The following is a 20,922-nucleotide window of genomic DNA, read 5'->3' on the forward strand; positions in this document are numbered from 1 at the left end:
CACCTTGGTGAGACCCGGCCTTCCGCTTCTGCGGTGGGAGGATGGCCCGGCGGCGCGGCCCCACTGCTCATGCTGGCATCAGTTTTCTTTCACGGCGGCTGCGCAGCGTCTACGGGCAGGGTGGAGGCGTGATCTGCCTGGAGATGCCCATGCCCGTATGCCGCCCCGCCCTGCTGGCCCTGTCGCTGCTGATGTCGCCCGCCTTTGCGCAGACACCCCCGCCCGCCGGCCTGCCAGCACCCATCGCCGAAAAGGCCGGTCCTGACACGGCGGCGCACTCGCCGCTGCACGCCCAGGTGCTTCTGGACCGCGCCAATTTCTCTCCGGGCGAAATCGATGGCGAAGTGGGCAGCAATCAACGCCGCGCGGTATCCGGCTTCCAGGCAGCGCACGGGCTGACGGTCAGCGGCGAACTGGACGACGCCACCTGGAAGGCCCTGCAGGCCGACTCGGTCGGCCCCCTTGCCAGCTACACGCTGACCGCAGAGGACGTGGCCGGTCCGTTTGTCGCTGTTCCCAAAAAGCCTGCCGACCAGGCCAAGCTGAAGGCACTGGGCTTCAGCAGCGTGGAGGAATCGCTGGGCGAGCGCTTCCATGCTGCACCGGAGCTGCTGAAGGCGCTCAATCCCGGTGTGGATCTGAGCAAGGCCGGCAGCCGCATCCAGGTGCCCAATATTGCGCCCGCTGCGTTGCCCAAGGCGGCCAAGCTGGTGGTCGACAAATCCGATTCCACCCTGCAGCTGCTGGACGCGCAGGGCAAGGTGATCGCACAGGTACCGGTATCGTCGGGCAGCGAGCACGACCCTCTGCCGATCGGAGAGTGGAAGATCCTCGGCGTCTACCCGGATCCGCCCTTCCACTACAACCCGAAGCTGTTCTGGGACGCCAGCAAGGGCGATCGCAAGGCCACGATTCCGCCCGGCCCGAACAATCCGGTCGGCCGGGTCTGGATCGACCTGTCCAAACCCCATTACGGCCTGCACGGCACACCGGTGCCCGGCCATGTCGGCAAGACCGAATCGCACGGCTGCGTGCGCATGACCAATTGGGATGCGCTGCGCGTGGCTGCAGCGGTGGATACGTCGGTACCGGTCGTCATGCAGGAGTGAGCCGATGCGACTAGCGCAATTGATCGTACTGGGGCTGGTGATGGGCGTAGCAGCCGGATGGTGGCTGCAGCGCGATGGCACGCCGTCCGATGACACGGATGCCCGCCCCCTTGCAGTGGCGCAGACCTCCACTGCGGCCGACAGCGCCCGTGCCGTACCCGTGGAGCAGGCGACAACGGCAATCGCTGCGCCCGCCCCAGCAGCAACGGGCGACACACCCTCCGGCCTGCTGCTGCCGGTACAGGGCATCACGCCCTCGCAACTGCAGGACACCTTCACCGACGCACGCAGCGAAGGCCGCGTGCACGATGCAATCGACATCATGGCTGCTGCCGGCACACCGGTACTGGCGGTGGCCGATGGCCATGTCGAGAAGCTGTTCGACAGCGAACGCGGCGGCCTGACCATCTATCAGTTCGAACCCAGCGGCCGCTGGTGCTACTACTACGCGCACCTGCAGCGCTACGCCGACGGCCTGGCCGAAAAGCAGACCATCAAGCGCGGCGACGTGATCGGTTACGTCGGCAGCACCGGCAACGCCAACCCCGAAGCGCCGCACCTGCATTTCGAAGTGCACGTGCTGGGCCCGGAGAAGCAATGGTGGAAGGGCGAGTCGATCAATCCCTATCCATTGCTGAAAAAAGGGGACGGAGGGGATTAAGTCGCAACCCGCACGGTCTGGTCGTGGCGCCTAGGCAGCGCGTGGACGCTGCCTGCGCAGCGCGATGGTGAAGATCGCCAGTGCGATGCCTGGAACCAGCAGCAACAGCGCTGCCAGTTTCCAGAAGAAGAACGGCCACAACCAGAGGTAGTCCAGGTCGGTCAGTTTCAGAAGATCCAACGGCGGCTGCACTTCGACCGTTGCCGGCCTGCCGGCCAGCGCCGGCTCCACTTCCAGCACGGTCACCCGCAGCCAGGAGCGGCCACGGGGCAACGCATCACCGCGGCCATAGCCGAAGTACGCGGCGGTAAAAACAGCCGTTTCAACGGTTTCCAGCCTGCGCACAACATCCATCCCGGCTGGGCCAGAACGCACGCCCGCACGGAAGTCCGCATGCTCGTTGGGGGTGTCGACACGCATCAGCACGTCGGGGTCGAGGGCCGGGTCGGCGGCGTTGGGCGGGTAACGCAGCCGCAACCGCAGGCGATCATCAATGAAGCGGTAGACCGTGATCTCCGCGCTCGCACCGGGGCTCAGCACCAGCGGCAGGGTCTGCGTGCGTGACGCCAGGTGGTTGGCCACGGCGCCCACCGCCAGCACCACACAGGCGACTGCCCACAGGCCCCAGAACACCCACAGGGTGATCCGCAGCACCCGCGTCCCTTTCGCGCTGACATCGCCGGTCATCGATCCGCTTCCCTGCTGGCATTGCGTACACACTAACGAAAAAGCCCCGCTTTCGCGGGGCTTCTTCTTTCAGCGACGCCGGGCATGGCCCGGCGCTACCGGTGCGGCAGCGTTGCCAGGCAGCGTCTGGCATCGCCGCATCGCTCAGGCGAACGGATCCTGCAGGACCATGGTGTGGTCGCGGTCCGGGCCGGTGGAGACGATGCTGATCGGGCAGCCGGCCAGCTCTTCCAGCGAACGCAGGTAGGCGCGTGCGGCCGGCGGCAGGTCGTCCCAGTTGGTGATGCCGTGGGTGTTTTCGGTCCAGCCCGGGAACTCCAGGTACACCGGGGTGCACTCTTCCCAGCCCTGCGCGTCCAGCGGCGCGTACTCGGTACGCTTGCCGTTGTATTCGTAGGCGATGCAGACCTTCAGCTTTTCCATGCCGTCCAGCACGTCCAGCTTGGTGATGCACAGGCCGCTGATGCCGTTGATGGCCACGGCGCGCTTCAGCGCGACGATGTCCATCCAGCCGCAGCGACGCGGGCGGCCGGTCGAGGCACCGTATTCGGCGCCGCGGTCGCGGATGCCCTGGCCGACTTCATCGTCCAGCTCGGTCGGGAACGGGCCGCCGCCAACGCGGGTCGCGTAGGCCTTGGCAATGCCCAGCACGTAGTCGATCGCATCGGCGCCGACGCCGGCACCGGCCAGCGCACCACCGACGGTGGTGTTGGAGCTGGTGACGTACGGGTAGGTACCGTGGTCGATGTCCAGCAGCGCGCCCTGCGCACCTTCGAACAGTACGCGCTTACCCTGCTTGCGCAGGTCATGCAGGATGCCGGCAACGTCCGACTTCATCGGCTGCACGTACTCGCCGAAGGCCAGCGCCTCGTCGAAGGTCTTCTGGAAATCGACCGCGTCGGTGTTCAGGTACTTGGTCAGCACGAAGTTGTGGTAATCCAGCGCGGTGCGCAGGAGTTCTTCCAGCTGCTTCGGATAATGCAGGTCGGCGATGCGGATGCCGCGACGCGCCACCTTGTCTTCGTAGGCCGGGCCGATGCCACGACCGGTGGTGCCGATCGCCTTGCCGCCGGCAGCGCGTTCGCGCGCCTGGTCCAGGGCGATGTGGTACGGCATGATCAGCGGCGCGGCCGGGGAGATCTTCAGGCGCGAACGCACTTCCACGCCGGAGGTTTCCAGCTCGGCGATTTCCTTCTGCAGCGCGGCCGGCGAGATCACCACGCCGTTGCCGATCAGGCACAGCGCATCGTCACGCAGGATGCCCGACGGGATCAGGTGCAGGACGGTCTTCTTGCCGTTGATGACCAGGGTGTGGCCGGCATTGTGGCCGCCCTGGAAGCGCACGACGGCGCCGATTTCCTCAGTGAGCAGATCGACGATCTTGCCCTTGCCTTCATCGCCCCACTGGGCACCAAGCACTACGACAGACTGACCCATGACGGGTTCCTCTATTTGTTGCGGCCATCGGGGCCGCGGACGGGTAAACCGCAGCGGGGCTGGCCAGCGCTTGGGTGGCGGCTCCAAACGGGGAGCGGCCGGCGATGGATGGCCCAGACACGGAAAAAGCCGAACGGGGAGGCCCGTCCGGCTTTTGTGCATTATCCGGGTTTCCGGGGTCCGGTGCCACCTTTCCGACGGGCGGCTTCACCAGCCGGTCAGCCCCCCGGTAGTGCCGGCCGCTGGCCGGCAGTCCCAGGTTGCCGGCCAGCGGCCGGCACTACCCTTCTAATGCCGCACCCACCACAGCAGGCTCAGCCCGGCCAGCAGGACCAGGCCACCGAAGCTGCGCAGGGCCGGGCTGGGCAGGTCCAGCAGGCGTTCGGCCATGCGCTTCCAGGCCACGGGGGCCACGAACAGCAACAGGCCTTCCAGCACCGCGACCAGACAGACGGCGGCGAACAGATCTTTCATGGGGGAACTCCGGAAAAGCACGGGGCCCGGCGTATGGCCGGGCCCCGTGAGGTACTGCCGTGCGGACTCAGCGATCGTTCTTGAGGTACTGCAGGAACGGGTCGTTCTTGTCCAGCACGATCACGCCGTTGCCGTCAGTCATCGAGCCGCGGTACGCCTCGAGGCTGCGGTAGAACGCGTAGAACGACGGGTCAGCCGAACCGGCCTTGCCGTAGATGCGCGCGGCCTCGGCATCGCCTTCACCACGCAGGCGCTGGGCATCGCGTTCGGCTTCTGCGATCAGCACGGTGCTGTCACGGTCGGCCTGGGCGCGGATGGTCAGCGACTGCTCCTCGCCTTCGGCGCGCAGCTTGGCGGCTTCCTGCTTGCGCTGGGCGCGCATGCGCTCGTACACGTCGTTGATCACCTGGCTGTCGGTGGGCAGGTCCACCTGCTTGATGCGCAGGTCGATCATCTGCATGCCCAGCCCGGCGACGGCTTCGTTGATGCCCTTCAGCTGCTCGGCGATCAGCTCGCTGCGGTCGCCGGAGACCAGTTGCTGCAGGGTGCGCGAGTTGATCTGGTTGCGCAGCGAGTCGGTGATGATCGGTGCCAGGCGGGCGTTGGCGATACGCGGATCGCCACCGGTGGCACGGAAGTAATCACCCACGTTGGAGATGTACCCGATGGCGAAGAAGTCGACGCTGACGTCCTTCTGCTCGGCCGTGAAGTAACGGGCCGGCGCGGTGTCCAGCACCTGGAAGCGGCGGTCGAACACCCGCACCGTTTCCACCACCGGCAGCTTGAAGTGCAGGCCCGGCTTGATGTCCGAACGCACCACCTTGCCCAGGTTCAGGACCATGGCGGTCTGGTCCTCGCGGACCACGTACACCGAGCCGAGCAGGCCCAGCAGCACCGCTACGACAACGGCGATCCAGATTGAATTTCTCATCGGCTGCCCTCCTCACGGCCGCTCGAACGCCCGGTCGGGCGGCCCACCGGCCGGCCCGGATCACGGGAAGCTTCCACTGCGGTGGTACCCGGCAGCGACGGCATCACCACATCGGGGTTCGGTACCGGCGCCGGTGCCGAGGTGCTGGCACGGGTATCACCGGTCATCGGCACGTAGATCAGCTGGCGGCCATCGCCACCAATGACCTTGCGGTTCTCGCTCAGCACCTGCTGCACGGTTTCCAGCCACAGGCGCTTGCGGGTGACTTCCGGGGCATCCTTGTACTGGGCCTGCAGCAGGCTGAAGCGCTGGCCATCACCCTCGGCCTTGGACACCACGGCCTGCTTGTAGCCCTCGGCGGTGGTACGGGCACGCGAGGCCTGGCCACGCGCTTCAGGCACGACCTTGGCCGCATAGGCCTGGGCTTCGTTGATCAGGCGCTCCTTGACCTGCTGGGCACCGTTGACCTCGTCGAAGGCCGGCTTGACCTCCTCCGGCGGGCGGGCGTCCTGCAGGGTCAGGCCGGTCACGGTCAGGCCGGTCTTGAAGGCACGCAGCAATGTCTGCAGGCGCTCTTCGGCGGCCACGGCCAGCGGGCCACGGTTGTTCAATACGGCGTTGAGGTCGGCGCGGCCGACTTCCTCGCGCACCGCGCTCTGCGCCGACTGCTCCAGCACCTGGTTGGCATCAACGGTGCCGAACAGGTACTGCTGCGGGTCATCGATGCGGTACTGGACGTTCAACGAGACATTGACGATGTTCTCATCGCGGGTCAGCACCGGCACCTGGATCGAAAAGGTCTTGATCTCGGTGGCGTTGACCTTGGTGACCGATTCGATCGGCCAGGGCAGCTTGAAGTTCGGGCCTGGGGTCAGGATGCGCGAGAACTGGCCGAAGCGCAGCACCACGCCACGCTGCTGTTCGCCGATCAGCTGGAAGCTGGAGAACAGCACCAGCAGGACCACTGCCGCCACCACCCAACGCAGGATGCCGCCGTCGAACAGATCCTTCAGCGGTCCGGGCAATCCGCCCCAGCCGCCACCATTGCCACCGCCGCGCGACCGGAACGGCCCGCGTCGATTGTCCTCGGGGCCTTGTCCGCCCTTGTTGCCGCCGGGTGTATTCCAGGCCATGCACGCTCCATCAAGATGTGGGCTGCGACGCGGGCCCTTCCCGCAACGCCAGCCGTTAACCACTACCGATCATACAAGATGGGGCGGACCGGCAGGATTGAAAGGGGCCGGACCGGGTAAGGTGGCGTTTTCCTCGAAGTCAGGCAACGCCGATGGCCCCCACCACCCCGTTCACCGCCTTCCGCATCGAAAAAGACGACGCCGGCTACCGCAGCGGCCTGGTCCCGCTGCGTCTGGACGACCTCAACCCCGGCCAGGTGCTGATCCGCGCCCACTGGTCCTCGGTCAACTACAAGGATGCCCTGGCCGGCACCGGCAAAGGCCGCATCCTGCGCCGCTTCCCGCTGGTGGGCGGGATCGACGTGGCCGGCACGGTGGTCGCCTCCACCGATCCGGCCTGGCGCGAGGGCGATGCCGTGCTGGCCACCGGTTGCGGCCTCAGCGAAACCCGTGATGGCGGCTACAGCCAGTACGTGCGACTGGAATCGAGCGCGGTCATCGCCCAGCCGGCCGGGCTGAGCCCGCGCGAGGCGATGGTGCTGGGCACCGCCGGCTTCACCGCCGCGCTGGCGCTGCTGCGCCTGCAGGACAACCGGCAGACGCCCGAGCTTGGGCCACTGGCGGTCACCGGCGCCAGCGGCGGGGTCGGTGCCCTGGCGGTGGACATCTTCAGTCGCGCCGGCTATGCCGTGCACGCGATCAGCGGCAAGCCCGAGCAGAGCGACTTCCTGCGCGACATCGGTGCTGCCGAGGTGTTGCCGCGCGATGCACTTGCCGACACCGGGCCGCTGCAGTCGGCACGCTTCGGCGGCGGCCTGGACAACGCCGGTGGGACGATGCTCGCCAGTCTGCTGGCCCAGACCGTGCCTTACGGCAGCGTGGTCAGTGCGGGACTGGCCGCCAGCCCGACGCTGGACATGACCGTGATGCCCTTCATCCTGCGCGGTGTCTCGCTGCTCGGCGTTTCGTCCGCCAATGCCCCCCGCGCGCTGCGCGAAGAAGTGTGGGCACGCTTGGGTGACGCGTGGAAACCGCAGCACCTGGACCGCATCTGCACCGCCGAAGTCGGTCTGGACGGTCTGCCTGCGGTGTTCGATCGCATGCTGGCGGGCGGCTCGCTTGGCCGCACGGTGGTGCGGATCGACTGAACGTCGCAGGCAGGCGACGGACGGCAGCTGTCGCCCTCCCGCCAACAGGATGCCGGCACTACACTTCCGGCATCACATGGGGAACAACATGGCACGCATTCTGATCGTCGACGACTCACCGTCGCAGCTGTTGGGGATACAGCGCATCGTCGAGAAGCTCGGGCACCAGATCCTGACCGCCACCGATGGTGCGGCCGGGGTGGAGACTGCCAAGGCCGAGCTGCCCGACCTGGTGTTGATGGACGTGGTGATGCCCAACCTCAATGGCTTCCAGGCGACCCGCACGCTCGCCCGCGATGAGGCGACCCGGCACATTCCGGTGATCCTGGTGACCACCAAGGACCAGGACACCGACCGCATGTGGGGCATGCGCCAGGGCGCCAAGGCCTACATCACCAAGCCGTTCTCGGAAGACGAACTGTCCGAGGTGCTGGAACGGGTATTTGCCGGTCAGGGCTGACACACCGCTCCGGTAGGTGCCAACCTTGGTTGGCACGCCTCTGCCGGCCAGCGGCCGGCACTACCTGGTAGCTGCCAACCTTGGTTGGCACGCCGCTGCCGGCCAGCGGCCGGCACTACCACAAGGCGTGCGGACCGAGGTCCGCACTCACCGAAGGGAATGTCAGATCGTTTCGCCAAACGCCTTGGCCAGATTCCGATAGGCCTTCTTCTGCGCGTCGTCCGTCGCCGCCGGGGCGACAATCTCCAGCTCGACGATCTGGTCGCCCTCCGGACTGCCCGGCAAGCCGCGCCCACGCAGCCGCAGCTTGCGACCTGCGTCGGAATCGGCCGGAATCTTCAGTTCCACCGCGCCGCCCAGGGTCGGCACGCTGATGCTGGTGCCCAACGCGGCCTGCCACGGTGTGACCGGCAGCGTGTACAGGATGTTGCGGCCGTCGACCTCGAACTGCGGATGGGCGGCGTACTCTACTTCCAGCAGCAGGTTGCCGCCGTGGTTGCCCTGCCCGGCCAGGCGGATCACCTGCCCGGGGCGGATGCCCTTGGGCACGCGCACATCCAGCTGCTTGCCGTTGACGGTAATGCGCAGGCTGTCGCCGTTGTAGGCCGCCTCCAGCGGTACTGACAACTTGGCCCGGGTATCGCGGTTGGGCGCATGGCCATGGCTGCTGAAGCCCGGGCCCGGGCCTGCACCCTGGCCGCCGCGCTGGCGCGCGAACAGGCTCTCGAAGAAGTCGCTGAAACCGCCGTTGGGGCCACCGCCGCCGAACACTTCCTCGAAATTGAAACCGCCACCGCCGTAGTTCGGCGGCACGTTGAATTCCTCGCCCGGGCGATAGCCCTGCGCACGCAACTGGTCGTAGGCCGCGCGCTTCTCGGGATCGCGCAACGCCTCGTAGGCCTCGTTGATGGCCTTGAACTTGTCCTCGGCCCCGGCCTCCTTGCTCACGTCCGGGTGGTACTTGCGTGCCAGCCGGCGATAGGCGGTCTTGATTTCCGCCTCGCCCGCGCTCGGTTCCACCCCCAGGGTGGCGTAATAATCCTTGAATTCCATCCAGCTACCTCGATTCGCTTCGGCCGCGCCGGTAGGCGCCGCCCCGGGTTCATTCTACGCGCCGGCGATGCTACGCCGCCGGTCGTGCGGCAACGGTGAGGCCGACTGATCCAGCGCAATGCGCCTGCCGTCGCCCTGCCCCATGCTGTGGCTGACCGCCCGCCGCGGACGACGGAGATGGGGTGTATACATGGGTTTTCCAATGTCTTGACGCGTCCGTCCCCTCCTGGCCCCTACCCTGACCCAGCAAGGAGTTCCCATGACCATCCATGTCGGCGACCGTATTCCGGAAGTCACCCTCAAGCGCATCCGCGAAGGCATCGAGACCCTCGATACCCACGCCCTGTTCGACGGGCGCAAGGTGGTGCTGTTCGCCGTGCCCGGTGCGTTCACCCCCACCTGCTCGGCCCGGCACCTGCCCGGGTACGTGGAAAAGTTCGAGGCGTTCCGCCATCGCGGCATCGATGTCTACTGCGTGGCGGTCAACGACCCGTTCGTGATGAAAGCCTGGGCCACCGACCAGCACGTACCCGACGGTCTGCTGATGTTGTCCGACGGCAATGCCGAACTGACCCGTGCACTTGGCCTGGAACTGGATGCAAGTTCATCCGGCATGGGCACGCGTTCGCGTCGCTTTGCCCTGTACGTGGTGGACGGCACAGTGCGCGCGGCCTGGATCGAGGAGCCCGGCCAGTTCGAGGTGTCGTCAGCCGACTACGTACTGGATCACCTGCCCACCTGAAACCCTGACTGCAGAGGAAACCGGCCAGCCATGTCCAACAAGCCAGCCAAAGCCAGCAACACCTCCCCTTCCGCCAAGGTCGCTGGCATCAGTGATCGCCAGACCCTGCGCGAGCGGGCACGGAAGAACATCGAAGACGGAGCGATCACCGACAGCTACAGCGCCGACCGCAAGGTGGTGATCAAGCTGCTCAACGACGCGCTGGCCACCGAATATGTATGCGTGCTGCGCTACTACCGGCACTACTTCATGGCCAAGGGCATGCTGGCCGATGCGGTCAAGGGCGAGTTCCTTGAACACGCACAGCAGGAGCAGGCGCACGCCGGCAAGCTGGCCGAGCGCATCGTCCAGCTCGGCGGCGAGCCGGATCTCAATCCGGACACGCTGACGGCACGCTCGCACGCCGAATACAAGGAAGGCAGCGACCTGCGCGACATGGTCCGCGAAAATCTGGTGGCCGAGCGCATCGCCATCGACAGCTACCGCGAGATGATCAACTTCATCGGCGACAGCGATACCACCACCAAGCGCATCCTGGAGGAGATCCTGGCGCAGGAGGAGGAGCACGCCGACGAGTTCGCCGACCTGCTGGATGGCTGGATCGGGGAGTAGCGCCGAGCCGTGCCAGTGAACGCTTGGTAGTCCCCCACCTTGGTGGGCAGCTTCCGCGCTTGCCAACCAAGGTTGGCATCTACCGGGGCATGGCGGACCGGTAGCGCCGGGCCATGCCCGGCGGGTGGGTGCCCGATCACGTGACATCCGCCGGGCATGGCCCGGCGCTACCGCAGCACGTTGAACCGTACCTGCGTCCAGGCGCCGTCGGCAGCCAGCGCGGTCAACGTATGCGCGCCCGGATCGGCGAACTCGCGCTGCATCAGCTGCGCACCGCGCGTCTGCGCGATCCATCGACCATCCAGCAGCCAGTCCACGGCCTGTTCGCTGCCCAATGCGCGCAGCTGCAGGCGTACGCCATGTTCGGCATTGGGTGCACGCGCCAGCGTTGCGCCTTCGTTGAGGCCATCGATATGCAGGGCCACACTGGCCTCGCGGCCATCATCGCGACAGTCCGGCGACAGCGCGGGAAGCTGTGAGGCATCGCGGGTGGCCTTGGGCAGCCAGGGTGACAACAGCGCCGGCCATCGCGCGATTTCCCGCGCGACTTCCTCATGTGGCGCGCTGCAGTCAGCTGATACGCGCAGTCCGGTGCGCGCGTCAGCCAGGTAGCGTTGGCGGCCAGGCTGCCATCGCCGTGCCTCGCGTTCGGGGAACGTCGGCGGTGCCGCACCGTCCAGCAGATAGGCCGACAGGCGTCGCTGGCAGAGTGCCGCTGGCAACCCTTCGGCCAGTTCTCCAGTTGGCCAGCAGATGTCTGCCTGGGTCACGCCGGCCGGCATCGGCGCGGCCGCCGCATCGCCGCGTTGGCGTGGCAGGCTGTCGACCACCTCGAACATCAACGGCAAGGCGGTGACCGCGCCGTACTGCCCCGGCAACGGCGTGCCATCGGGGCGCCCCACCCACACGCCCACGGTGTAGTGGCGGGTACTGCCGATCGCCCACGCATCGCGGTAGCCATAGCTGGTTCCGGTCTTCCAGGCCACGCGCGGCCGCCCGCCAACGTCGAACGTGCCAACGCCGTACCCCGGGCGCGGATTCGATTCCAGCATCTCGCGCACGATCCAGCTGGCACCGGGCGAAGCCAGCCGCCGCTCGATCATCGGTTCGTCATCGGTGTAGCGCACGCGGCCGGCAATGCCGTTGCGGTTGAGCGCAGCGAACGCACCGACCAGGTCTTCCAGCCGCGCGCCGGTGCCGCCGAGGATCAGCGACAGATTGGGCGAACTGCCCGGCGGGAAGCGCAACTGGATGCCAGCGTGCGACAGGCGCGCGGCGAAGCGTGCCGCACCTACCCGCTGCAGCAGGTCGACCGACGGCACGTTCAGCGACAGGCGCAGCGCACTGGCAGCACTGACCGGGCCGTTGAAGGCCATGTCGAAGTTGCCTGGCCGATAGCTGCCGAAGCTCTGCGGCGCATCCACCAGCAGGCTCTCGGAATGGATCAGGCCATCATCGAGTGCCATGGCATACAGGAACGGCTTCAGGGTGGAGCCCGGCGAGCGCCACGCCTGCACCATGTCCACGTGGCCCAGCCGTTGCCGATCACCGAAAGACAGCGTGCCGACATACGCACGCGCCTGCAGGGTCTGGTTGTCGACCACCAGCAGTGCGGCGGAGGTGCGCTCGGGCAGCGTGGAGAAATAGCTGGCCACGCGCTCTTCCAGGGTGCGCTGCAGGCCGATGTCGATGCTGCTCTGGATCCGCGCCTGCCCCGGATGCGCCGAGTGCAGGCGCTGGGCCAGCAGTGCCGCATGCAGCGGTGGACGCAGCGAGCGTGCGACCACGTTCTCGATGCGCGCATCTTCCACTTCCTCCGGCGTCCATGCGCCGAGCTCGGCCATGCGCGCCAGCACCTTGTCGCGTGCCTTCTGCGCAGCTTCGGGATGACGATCCGGGCGCAGACGGCTGGGTGCCTGTGGCAGTACCGCCAGCAACGCGGCCTCGGCATGCGAAAGCTGCGCGGCCGGCTTACCCAGGTAGGCCCAGCTGGCCGCCTCCACGCCTTCGATGGTGCCACCGTAGGGCGCGCGCTCCAGATACAACGCGAGGATCTCGCGCTTGGACAGGTGCACCTCAAGCTGCACCGCACGCAGCATCTGCTTCAGCTTGCCCCAGGGCGTGCGCGTATGCGGATCGAGAATGCGCGCCACCTGCATGGTCAGGGTCGAGCCTCCGGAGACGATGCGGCCACCCCGCAGCAGCTGCCCACCGGCACGCAGGATCGCCAGCGGATTGATACCCGGGTGCTGCCAGAACCAGCGATCCTCGTAGGTCAGCAGCGCCTGCAGGTACAGCGGCGACACGCTGTCGACCGACGCCGGATAGCGCCACACGCCCTCGGCATCGGCGAACGCCCGCATCGGGCTGCCGTCAGCGGCGACCACCAGCGTGCTGGTGTCGCGTTGCCGGGGCAACGGCGGCGGGAAGGCGAAATCCAGCACCAGCAGCAGCGCCAGCAACGCCGCCATGCCCCAGCGCAGCCACGGCCACAGCGGTTGCAGCCGCTGCCGCAGGCGCGGCAGCCGCGTTTTCAGCGATTCCACCTTCATCCACGGCATCCAGTGGGACGGGCCGCGCCGTCGCGGCCCGTCCGCGCGGTCACGGCTGTACCACCGTCAGCGTGGTCGGGTTGCTGCGGCCGACGCCACGCAGCTGCGGCCGGTACATGTCCTCCACCAGCGACGGCGGCACCGTGTAGGTACCCGGAGTGACCGCACGCACCAGGTAGAACACGTTGGCCTTGCTGCCACGCGAGAGCTTCAGCGCCGCCACGTAGCGGTCATCGCGGAACTCTTCGTGCTTGGTATCGGCCGCTTCGCTGCGGTCGCTGATGGTGATGCCATCGACCACCACATCGGCCCACTGCTTGGCATCGCCCAGGTTGAGGTTCTCGATCTCCAGGCCTGCCGGCAGCAGGTCGGTCAGCAGCGCATCGGGCATCTCGCTGTCGGCGGTGATGGTGACCCGCACGATCAGCGCTTCACCTTCCTTCAGCGGACGCGGCGACCACGGCTTGCCATCGGTGCCGAAGTAGCTTCGCTCCACGCCGATCACGCTGTTGTCCGGTGCCGGCGCGCTGCGCGGAATGCCGGCCACGTCGATGCTGGCGAACATCGGCGGCTGTCCCTGCGGGGTGAAGCGCACGCCCGCAGCCAGCTGCCCCGCATCGAAGTTGCGGCCAAACAGCTTGCGTTCGCCGATGGCCTCGCTGTTGCCACCGATCACCAGCTCACCGGCCACCAGCGCCTTCTGGTTGGCGGCCAGTGCCTTGCCGAGGCGGGCGATGGCCACCTGTTCCTGCGTGCTCAGCCACATCCAGCCACTGCTGCGGCGCGCATCCAAGCCACGGCCAAGATCGACCGCGCGTGCATCCCATGCCGGCTTGGCCAGCTTGTTCTCGTGGGTCAGCGCGATCATCAGCGCATCGTCACGTACGGCACTGCCGTAGTCGCCGAAGTACGACGGGCGTTCGCTGCTGGACTTGGCAAAGCCCGCCGCGAGGGCCGCCTGGCCGCGCTTGGCATCGCCCTGCAGCGACAGCGCCACGCCCAGGTGCACCAGCGACAGACCACCCACGGCCTTGCTGCGTTCGTTGTCGTACAGCGTGCGCAGGGTACCCAGCGGCGCGCGGTTGACGCGGGCCAGCACGTAACCCGAGTACGCCTGGTTGGCGAACTTCAGGCTCTCGCGCTTTTCCTGGCCGTAGAACTGGTTGCCACCGGACAGCAGGTCTTCGCTCAGGCGGTTCAGCGCCTTCTGCAGCACGTTGTCCGGCACCGCGAAACCACCGTCCTTGGCATCGAGCAGGAACTCGGCGATGTACGGCGTCAGCCACGGGTTCACGTAGCCGTCGTCACCCCACATCGAGAAGTTGCCGTTGGCCACCTGCATCGACGCCAGGCGACCGAACGCACCTTCCATGCGCTCGCGGCGGGTCTTCGCGTCCAGACCGTCAGCGCCGAGCATGGACGACGTGGCCTGGTCCAGGATCAGCGCGGCGTAGCCCTTGCTGGTGGTCTGTTCGGCACAGCCGTACGGATAGTTCAACGCGCCCTGCAGCGCGCTGGCGAACGGGATCGGCGGCAGCGGGCTGACCAGCAGGCGGGCATTGACCGATTCGGACATCAGCCCGTCCATCAGGCTGCCATCCAGGCTCACCGCCGCCAGCGGATCGAGCGTGCGCACCTGCGAGCGCAGTACCTGCGGCCACGCCGCGCGTACCGGCAGATCGTAGCGGCGGTCGGCCTTGAAGCCGTTGCCATCCACACGCACGCGCACCTTGGCCACGCTGTGGCCCTCGCGCGCCGACAACGGGAAGCTCAACGTGGTCTTGGCATCGGCATTGAGCTGCACGCTGCGCGTGCCTTCGCCCAGGCTGAGCGGGCCTTCGCTGTCCACGCGCACGTTGAACTGACCGGGCTTGCCGGTGAAGTTCTGCACGTCCAGGGTCACCGTACTGCGGTCGCCCGGGGCGAGCACGCGCGGCATGCTGGCCTCGGCCAGGAGCGGTGCGCGCACCACGGTTTCCACATCGCGCTTGCCGTACTGGTCATCGCTGTAGACCAGCGCCGACACCCGCAGGGTGCCATTGAAATCCGGCACTTTCAGGCGGATGCGGGCAATGCCTTTGGCATCGAGCTGCACCGGGCCGGAGAACAGGTCCACGGTCTGCACGCGCGCGGTCGGCCGCTTGGCCTGCGGCAACGCCTGCAGCGCCATGTCGCCGCCGAACTTCAGCTTGCCGCTGCCGCCGTCGAAGCTCTCGATCACCCGGCTGTAGATGTCATAGGCATCGATACCGAGGCGGCGCTGGGCGAAGAAGTGGGCGCCGGCATCGGGCACCGGGAAGCGGGTGATGTTGAGAATGCCCACGTCCACGGCCGAAACAGTGACGTGCGCGACCTTGCCGGCCAGCTGCGGTGCGCTGACCGTCACTGGCAGGTCCTGCTCCGGTCGCATCTGCTTGGGCGCGGCCAGGCCGACGGCCACGGTGCGGCCCTTGCGGTCCATCGGCACGTGCACCACGCCCACCGCGCGGGCCGGGGTGATCTTGCTCGGCGCACTGCCACCGCGGAACACCAGCGCGGTGATGTAGACGTCGTGGCGCTCCCAGTCTGCGGTGACCGGGATCTTGTAGGTGGCACCGGGCTTGGCGTCGATGTCCTGCACGTACAGCATGCGGTCGGTCTCGACCATCAGCACGCCCTTGCCGGCGTGCGGCGGGGTCACCGTCACTTCCAGGGTATCGCCTGCCTTGTAGCCGGTCTTGTCCAGGCCCAGCTTGACCTTGTCCGGGCGAGCATCGAGGCCACGGTTGTCATCGCCCCAGCTCCAGCCGGCGCGGAACGGATAACGGCTGGTCAGGCCGGTGGACGGATCGAACACGTCCACCCGGTACTCGCCCCACTCCACCGGGAAGTCGAAGGCCACCGCGCTGCCGCCGGCATCGACGGTACGGGTTTCCTTGTTTTCGAAGCGGCGGGTGAAATCGTAGTCCCAGCGGTTGTCGTTGAAGGTCCAGTGGTAGTCGCGCAGCTCGCGCACCAGGGTGATCTTCAGGCCCTTGGCCGGCTGCGGCTTGCCGGCCGCATCCACGCGCATCAGTTCAAACCGCGCGTTGCCGTTGGAATCAGCGCCGTCGTCCGGATTGAACAACGGGCGAACGCCGACCAGTGCGGCGGCCGGCCATACCACCCGCTTCAGGGTGCGGGTGACCGTGCGGCCACCGGTTTCATACAGGCTGCCGGACAGCACCACCGCGATCGGCGCCTTCGCCTTGGTCGCCTCTTCCGGCAACGACACGTCTTCGCGCAGCTGGCCATTGGCCGGCAGCGTGGTGTCGATGACATCCTTGGCTTCGCGCGGCAGCTGCAGGGTCGGGTCGCCGAAGAAGTAGCCCGGCAGGCCCTCCACCGGCTTCAGCTCGGCAGCCACCGCCATGCGCGCGGTGAAGCGGTTGCCATCGGCCGGGGCACCGTACAGATAGGCGCCGTTGGCCTGCAGACGCAGGTCTTCACCCGGCTTCAGCGTCTTCTGCGCGCTGTCCAGGTCCAGCTTCATGCGCTCGGGCAGGAACTCTTCGATGCGCAGGGTCATGCCCTGGATCGCTTCCTTGCTGGCCGGGTCGGTGCGGAACTCCACCTGCCAGCGCCCGGTCGGCGCCTCGGCGGGAATGGTCTGCTCGAAGTTGATGTAGCCCTGTTCGCCCGGCTGCACGCGGGTTTCGCGGAAGGTCTTGCCATCGGGCTGCTTCAGGCGCAGGAACACCGGCTGGCTCTTGATCGGCTTGCCGTCGTTGTCGCGCAGCAGCGCCGACAGGCGCACCGTCTCACCCGGGCGGTACAGGTCGCGGCCCGACCAGGCATAGACATCGAACCAGGCGTTGTCACGGCCGGCCACGGCGAACTCGCTCAGGTCCAGCGCCGGCTGGTTGAAGGGCAGGAAGCTGGTGTCCTTGCCGCTGCTGGCCACCAGCACGTGGGTGGCATCCAGGGTGTAGTTCAGCAGCGCATTGCCATTGCTGTCGGTACTGCCCTTCAGCACCACTTCGCCCTTGGCATCGAGCACGCGCAGGTCGATGCCCTTCAGCGATGCACCGTCCTTCAGCGCGGCGGTATGGACGAACAGCTTGTCCTTGTACGCGCGGGTGTGCAGGCCGATGTCGCTGACCGAGAAGAATGCGGTATCGAACTCGCCCTCGTAGTCACCGGTGCGCTTGAGCAGGGCGAAATACAGCCCCGGCTCCTGCAGTTCCTTGATGTCCTGGGTCGGCAGGTAGGTCAGCACCCGCTCGTTCTGCTTGCCGCCCAGGATGAAGCGGTTGACGTAGACCGGTTCGGCCAGCTTGTTGATCGGGCTGCGCTCGTAGTCGCTGCTCAGTTCCCAGCTGCCGCGGCGACCACCGCGCTGGTACTGGCTGAAGAAGGTCGGCAGATCCTTTTCGCGCACGCGCAGGAACTCGACATCGACCTCCGGCACATTCACCGACACCACCGGCAGGCCGCGGCTGTCCTTGGCCGGCAGCACGCTGCCCTGCGAGGCGAAACCGGCCACCGGCTTCAGCTCGCCGCTGAAGACCTTCTGCTTCAGTTCCTTGCCCAGGCGGCTGCCATCGGCGGCCAGCAGGTCCGGCGAGACCACCAGGCTGAATTCCTTGCCGGCTTCGACGAAGGGATAGCGCAGGGTCAGGCCGTCATCGGACAGGGTCCAGCTGCTGTCATCGTTGCCGACCTTCTCTTCGAAGCGCACCAGCTTGTCGAAGTCCTGGGTGCCGACCAGCGGGCGCGAGAACTCCAGCGCCAGCGACAGGCCTTCACTCTTCTGGTCCGGGTAGGCACGCAGCAGGGTGAACTCCTTCACCTGCTCGGCCTTGGTGGCGATGGCTTCGCCGCTGGCCTTTGGCAGCTGCCCGCTGTCGTTGCGGCAACCGGCCAGGCCCAGCAACAGGCCTCCTGCCAGCAATGCTGCCGTCCATCCCCACCGCATCCGCCGTGCCGGACCGCTCATGTCGTCACTCCTTGATCGAGGTGGCCATTATAGTCGCGTCGCGTCAAGGCGTTGACGCGGATTCGGCAGGAATGCATCGGAACGGTAGCGCCGGGCCATGCCCGGCGCGGTAGCCTCCGACCCCGGTTGGCGTTGGGTCCGTGCCAACCAAGGTTGGCACCTACCAAAGTGTCCCCTACCCCGGCAGGTACAGGTCCACGTAGTCGGTCACCGGCATCGCCGCCAGCGCCACCGGATCCAGCGAGGCGGCCAGGATGCGCTGCTGCTGTGCGGTGGGGAAGCGGTGCGCCAGGTGCCGACGGAACTTGTCCATCAGCAGCGGGATACCCTCTGCGCGCCGGCGTGCGTGGCCCAGCGGGTACTCCACCAGCACCTCCGGCAGCGCGCTGCCGTCGTTGAAGCGCACCGTCAGCCCGTTGGCGATGCTGCGCTTGTCCGGGTCCAGGTAGTCGTCGCTGAGCTGCGGGTCTTCATGGCAGGTCATCTTCGCGCGCAGCGCGTCGATGCGCGGATCGGCCGCCATGTCGTCCTCGTAATCCTCGGCCACCAGCCGCCCATGCAGCAGCGCGATGGCCACCATGTACTGCACGCAGTGATCGCGGTCGGCAGGGTTGTGCAGCGGCCCCTGCTTGTCGATGATGCGGATGCAGGCTTCCTGGGTACGGATCGCGATGTGTTCGATGTCCTCGGCCGTTCGCCCCTGCGCGCGCAGCTGCTGGTGCAGGATGATCGCCGCCTCCACCGCCGTCTGCCCGTGGAATTCGGCCGGGAAACTGATCTTGAACAGCACGTTCTCCATCACGTAGCTGCCGAAGGGGCGGCCGAGGGTCAGCGCCCGGCCATGCATCGATACCGCTTCGAAGCCCCAGGTCGGTGCACTGAGCACGCTGGGGTAGCCCATCTCGCCGGTGGCGGCCATCAGCGCCAGGCGTACGCCACGGCTGGTCGCATCACCGGCCGCCCAGCTTTTGCGCGAACCGGTATTGGGCGCATGCCGGTAGGTGCGCAGCGCCTGTCCATCCACCCAGGCCAGCGACACCGCATTGAGCATCCGCTCGCGGTCCAGGCCCAGCATCTGCGCGACGACGGCGGTGGTGGCCACCTTGACCAGCAGCACGTGATCCAGGCCGACCCGGTTGAAAGAGTTGCGTAACGCCAGCACGCCCTGGATCTCGTGCGCCTTGATCATCGCCAGCACCACGTCATGCACGGTCGGCGGCGGGCGTCTCAACGCGGCCGCGTTGCGGCCAAGCCAGTCGGCCACGGCGAGGATGCCACCGAGGTTGTCCGAGGGGTGGCCCCACTCGGCGGCCAGCCAGGTGTCGTTGAAATCCAGCCAGCGCACCATCGCGCCGATGTTGAAAGCCGCCTGCACCGGATCGAGCACGAAGTTGGTGCCGGGGACGCGCGCGCCGTTGGCCACGCTGATACCCGGCACCAGCGGGCCCAGCAGCTTGCTGCAGGCGGGGAAGGCCAGCGCCTCCAACCCGCAGCCCAACGTGTCGAGCAGGCAGTGATGCGCGGTCTGGAACGCCAGCGGCGAGTCGATGCGCGTGTCACGCACGTAGTCGACGATGTCCACCAGCAGCGCATCCCAGGCTGCACGGGTGTTGGATGGGGTGTGGCTGTCGGACATTATCGATCTCCTCGCCGGAAAGCAGGTCAGGCCGCGCGTCCCGGTAGTCGCCAACCTTGGTTGGCGCTTGCATGCCAACCAAGGTCGGCATCTACCAGAGCACTATTCGGCCGGCACGCGCACTTTGCCTTCCATCAGCACGCGGGCGCTGCGGCTCATGATGGCCTTGGACACCGTCCACTGGCCGTCAACGAGTGCGGCCTGCGCACCCACGCGCAACGTGCCCGACGGATGCCCGAAGGTCACGGCCTCGCGCTCGCCGCCGCCAGCAGCACGGTTGACCAGCGTGCCGGGGATCGCCGCGGCGGTACCGATCGCTACTGCAGCGGTGCCCATCATCGCGTGGTGCAGCTTGCCCATCGACAGCGCGCGGGCATGCAGATCGATGTCCGCGGCCGGGATCGCCTTGCCGCTGGACGACACGTAATCCTGCGCGGGGGCGACGAAGGCTACCTTCGGCGTGTGCTGGCGGGTCGCCGCGTCTTCCAGTTTCTGGATCAAGCCCATGCGCAGCGCGCCGTAGGCACGGATCTTCTCGAAACGCTCCAGCGCCGCTTTGTCTTCATTGATCGCCGGCTGCAGTTCGGTGCCGGTGTAACCGAGGTCGGCGGCGTTGAGGAAGATGGTCGGGATGCCGGCGGTGATCATCGTCACCTCGAAACTGCCCACGCCCGGCACGTCCAGCGTATCGACCAGGTTGCCGGTGGGGAACATCGCACCGGCGTCACCATCGTCGGACGGATCGAGGAATTCCAGCTGGATCTCGGCAGCCGGGAAGGTCACGCCATCCAGCTCGAAATCGCCGATCTCCTGCACCTGCCCATCGCGCATCGGCACATGGGCGATGATGGTCTTGCCGATGTTGGCCTGCCAGATGCGCACGGTGCACAGGCCATCGCGCGGCACGCGGGCCGGATCGATCAGGCCGTTGGCGATCGCGAACGGACCAACGGCGGTGCTGAGATTGCCGCAGTTGCCGCTCCAGTCCACGAACGCGGTATCGATCGACACCTGGCCATACAGGTAATCCACGTCGTGATCCGGCACCGAGGCGGTGGAGATGATTACGCACTTGCTGGTGCTGGAGGTGGCCCCACCCATGCCGTCGGTCTGCTTGCCATACGGGTCGGGCGAGCCGATCACGCGCATCAGCAGCGCATCGCGTGGGGCACCCGGCACCTGAGCGGCCTCGGGCAGGTCCTGCCGGCGGAAGAACACGCCCTTGCTGGTACCACCGCGCATGTAGGTGGCGGGAATACGGAGTTGCGGGAGGAAGGTCATGGCTCGGGTTCCTGTGTGCAATGAAACAATTCTTCGGGAGCCGTGCACC

Annotated in this window: 16 protein-coding genes; 6 read left to right on the forward strand and 10 right to left on the reverse strand. The window is 67.2% G+C overall.

The features are described from left to right. Positions 1 to 143 precede the first annotated feature (143 nt). Together D0Y85_RS15265 and D0Y85_RS15270 are read left to right on the forward strand one after the other, a co-directional pair. The gene (locus tag D0Y85_RS15265) at positions 144 to 1,109 is read left to right on the forward strand and encodes a L,D-transpeptidase family protein (RefSeq protein WP_117311025.1); all 966 of its coding nucleotides are present in this window, start codon (positions 144 to 146) and stop codon (positions 1,107 to 1,109) included. Positions 1,110 to 1,113: 4 nt separating this feature from the next. Further along, positions 1,114 to 1,770 (forward strand): M23 family metallopeptidase, encoded by a 657-nt coding sequence (locus D0Y85_RS15270; RefSeq protein ID WP_117311026.1) that lies wholly within the window; start codon positions 1,114 to 1,116, stop codon positions 1,768 to 1,770. Between the two features lie 30 nt (positions 1,771 to 1,800). Here the strand turns inward: D0Y85_RS15270 and D0Y85_RS15275 are convergent, their stop codons facing one another. The 5 genes from D0Y85_RS15275 to hflK all read right to left on the reverse strand — a co-directional run bounded on the left by D0Y85_RS15275 (position 1,801) and on the right by hflK (position 6,432). After that, complete coding sequence (locus D0Y85_RS15275) at positions 1,801 to 2,457, reverse strand: hypothetical protein (protein WP_117311027.1); 657 nt, start codon at positions 2,455 to 2,457, stop codon at positions 1,801 to 1,803. Positions 2,458 to 2,601: 144 nt separating this feature from the next. Further along, the gene (locus D0Y85_RS15280) at positions 2,602 to 3,894 is read right to left on the reverse strand and encodes an adenylosuccinate synthase (RefSeq protein ID WP_117311028.1); all 1,293 of its coding nucleotides are present in this window, start codon (positions 3,892 to 3,894) and stop codon (positions 2,602 to 2,604) included. A gap of 288 nt (positions 3,895 to 4,182) precedes the next feature. Beyond that, a complete protein-coding gene (locus tag D0Y85_RS15285; protein WP_025877042.1) occupies positions 4,183 to 4,368 on the reverse strand; it encodes a DUF2065 family protein in 186 nt (61 codons plus the stop codon). A 67-nt stretch (positions 4,369 to 4,435) separates the two neighbouring features. Further along, positions 4,436 to 5,299 (reverse strand): protease modulator HflC, encoded by an 864-nt coding sequence (locus D0Y85_RS15290; protein ID WP_025877040.1) that lies wholly within the window; start codon positions 5,297 to 5,299, stop codon positions 4,436 to 4,438. Then, complete coding sequence (hflK, locus tag D0Y85_RS15295) at positions 5,296 to 6,432, reverse strand: FtsH protease activity modulator HflK (RefSeq protein WP_117311029.1); 1,137 nt, start codon at positions 6,430 to 6,432, stop codon at positions 5,296 to 5,298. The genes D0Y85_RS15290 and hflK overlap by 4 nt, the downstream gene beginning before the upstream one ends. Before the next feature lie 152 nt (positions 6,433 to 6,584). Here hflK and D0Y85_RS15300 point away from each other — a divergent pair, with 152 nt between their 5' ends. Together D0Y85_RS15300 and pilH are read left to right on the forward strand one after the other, a co-directional pair. Then, a complete protein-coding gene (locus D0Y85_RS15300) occupies positions 6,585 to 7,580 on the forward strand; it encodes a YhdH/YhfP family quinone oxidoreductase (protein WP_117311030.1) in 996 nt (331 codons plus the stop codon). 88 nt (positions 7,581 to 7,668) lie between these two features. Next, positions 7,669 to 8,040: a twitching motility response regulator PilH gene (pilH, locus tag D0Y85_RS15305; protein ID WP_005410644.1), complete on the forward strand. Its 372-nt coding sequence runs from the start codon at positions 7,669 to 7,671 to the stop codon at positions 8,038 to 8,040. 162 nt (positions 8,041 to 8,202) lie between these two features. On the opposite strand, the gene D0Y85_RS15310 is transcribed toward pilH, so the two are convergent. After that, entirely contained in the window at positions 8,203 to 9,093 is an 891-nt protein-coding gene (locus tag D0Y85_RS15310; RefSeq protein WP_025877033.1) for a DnaJ C-terminal domain-containing protein, read from the reverse strand. Between the two features lie 259 nt (positions 9,094 to 9,352). On the opposite strand from D0Y85_RS15310, the gene D0Y85_RS15315 reads away from it, so the two are divergent. Both D0Y85_RS15315 and D0Y85_RS15320 read left to right on the forward strand, forming a co-directional pair. Further along, positions 9,353 to 9,835: a peroxiredoxin gene (locus D0Y85_RS15315; protein WP_025877032.1), complete on the forward strand. Its 483-nt coding sequence runs from the start codon at positions 9,353 to 9,355 to the stop codon at positions 9,833 to 9,835. A 30-nt stretch (positions 9,836 to 9,865) separates the two neighbouring features. After that, a complete protein-coding gene (locus D0Y85_RS15320; protein WP_033831761.1) occupies positions 9,866 to 10,447 on the forward strand; it encodes a ferritin-like domain-containing protein in 582 nt (193 codons plus the stop codon). A 167-nt stretch (positions 10,448 to 10,614) separates the two neighbouring features. On the opposite strand, the gene pbpC is transcribed toward D0Y85_RS15320, so the two are convergent. From pbpC to prpF, 4 genes are all read right to left on the reverse strand, one after another. Beyond that, on the reverse strand, positions 10,615 to 12,999 hold the full coding sequence (pbpC, locus tag D0Y85_RS15325; protein WP_117311031.1) for a penicillin-binding protein 1C: 2,385 nt from the start codon (positions 12,997 to 12,999) through the stop codon (positions 10,615 to 10,617). Between the two features lie 49 nt (positions 13,000 to 13,048). After that, the gene (locus D0Y85_RS15330; RefSeq protein WP_117311032.1) at positions 13,049 to 17,956 is read right to left on the reverse strand and encodes an alpha-2-macroglobulin; all 4,908 of its coding nucleotides are present in this window, start codon (positions 17,954 to 17,956) and stop codon (positions 13,049 to 13,051) included. 175 nt (positions 17,957 to 18,131) lie between these two features. Continuing rightward, the gene (locus tag D0Y85_RS15335; RefSeq protein WP_117311033.1) at positions 18,132 to 19,592 is read right to left on the reverse strand and encodes a bifunctional 2-methylcitrate dehydratase/aconitate hydratase; all 1,461 of its coding nucleotides are present in this window, start codon (positions 19,590 to 19,592) and stop codon (positions 18,132 to 18,134) included. Positions 19,593 to 19,694: 102 nt separating this feature from the next. Then, positions 19,695 to 20,873: a 2-methylaconitate cis-trans isomerase PrpF gene (prpF, locus tag D0Y85_RS15340; protein ID WP_117311034.1), complete on the reverse strand. Its 1,179-nt coding sequence runs from the start codon at positions 20,871 to 20,873 to the stop codon at positions 19,695 to 19,697. Between the last annotated feature and the right edge of the window lie 49 nt (positions 20,874 to 20,922).

The organism is Stenotrophomonas sp. G4 (assembly GCF_003428825.1).
GTDB classification, from domain to species: Bacteria; Pseudomonadota; Gammaproteobacteria; order Xanthomonadales; family Xanthomonadaceae; genus Stenotrophomonas; species Stenotrophomonas indicatrix.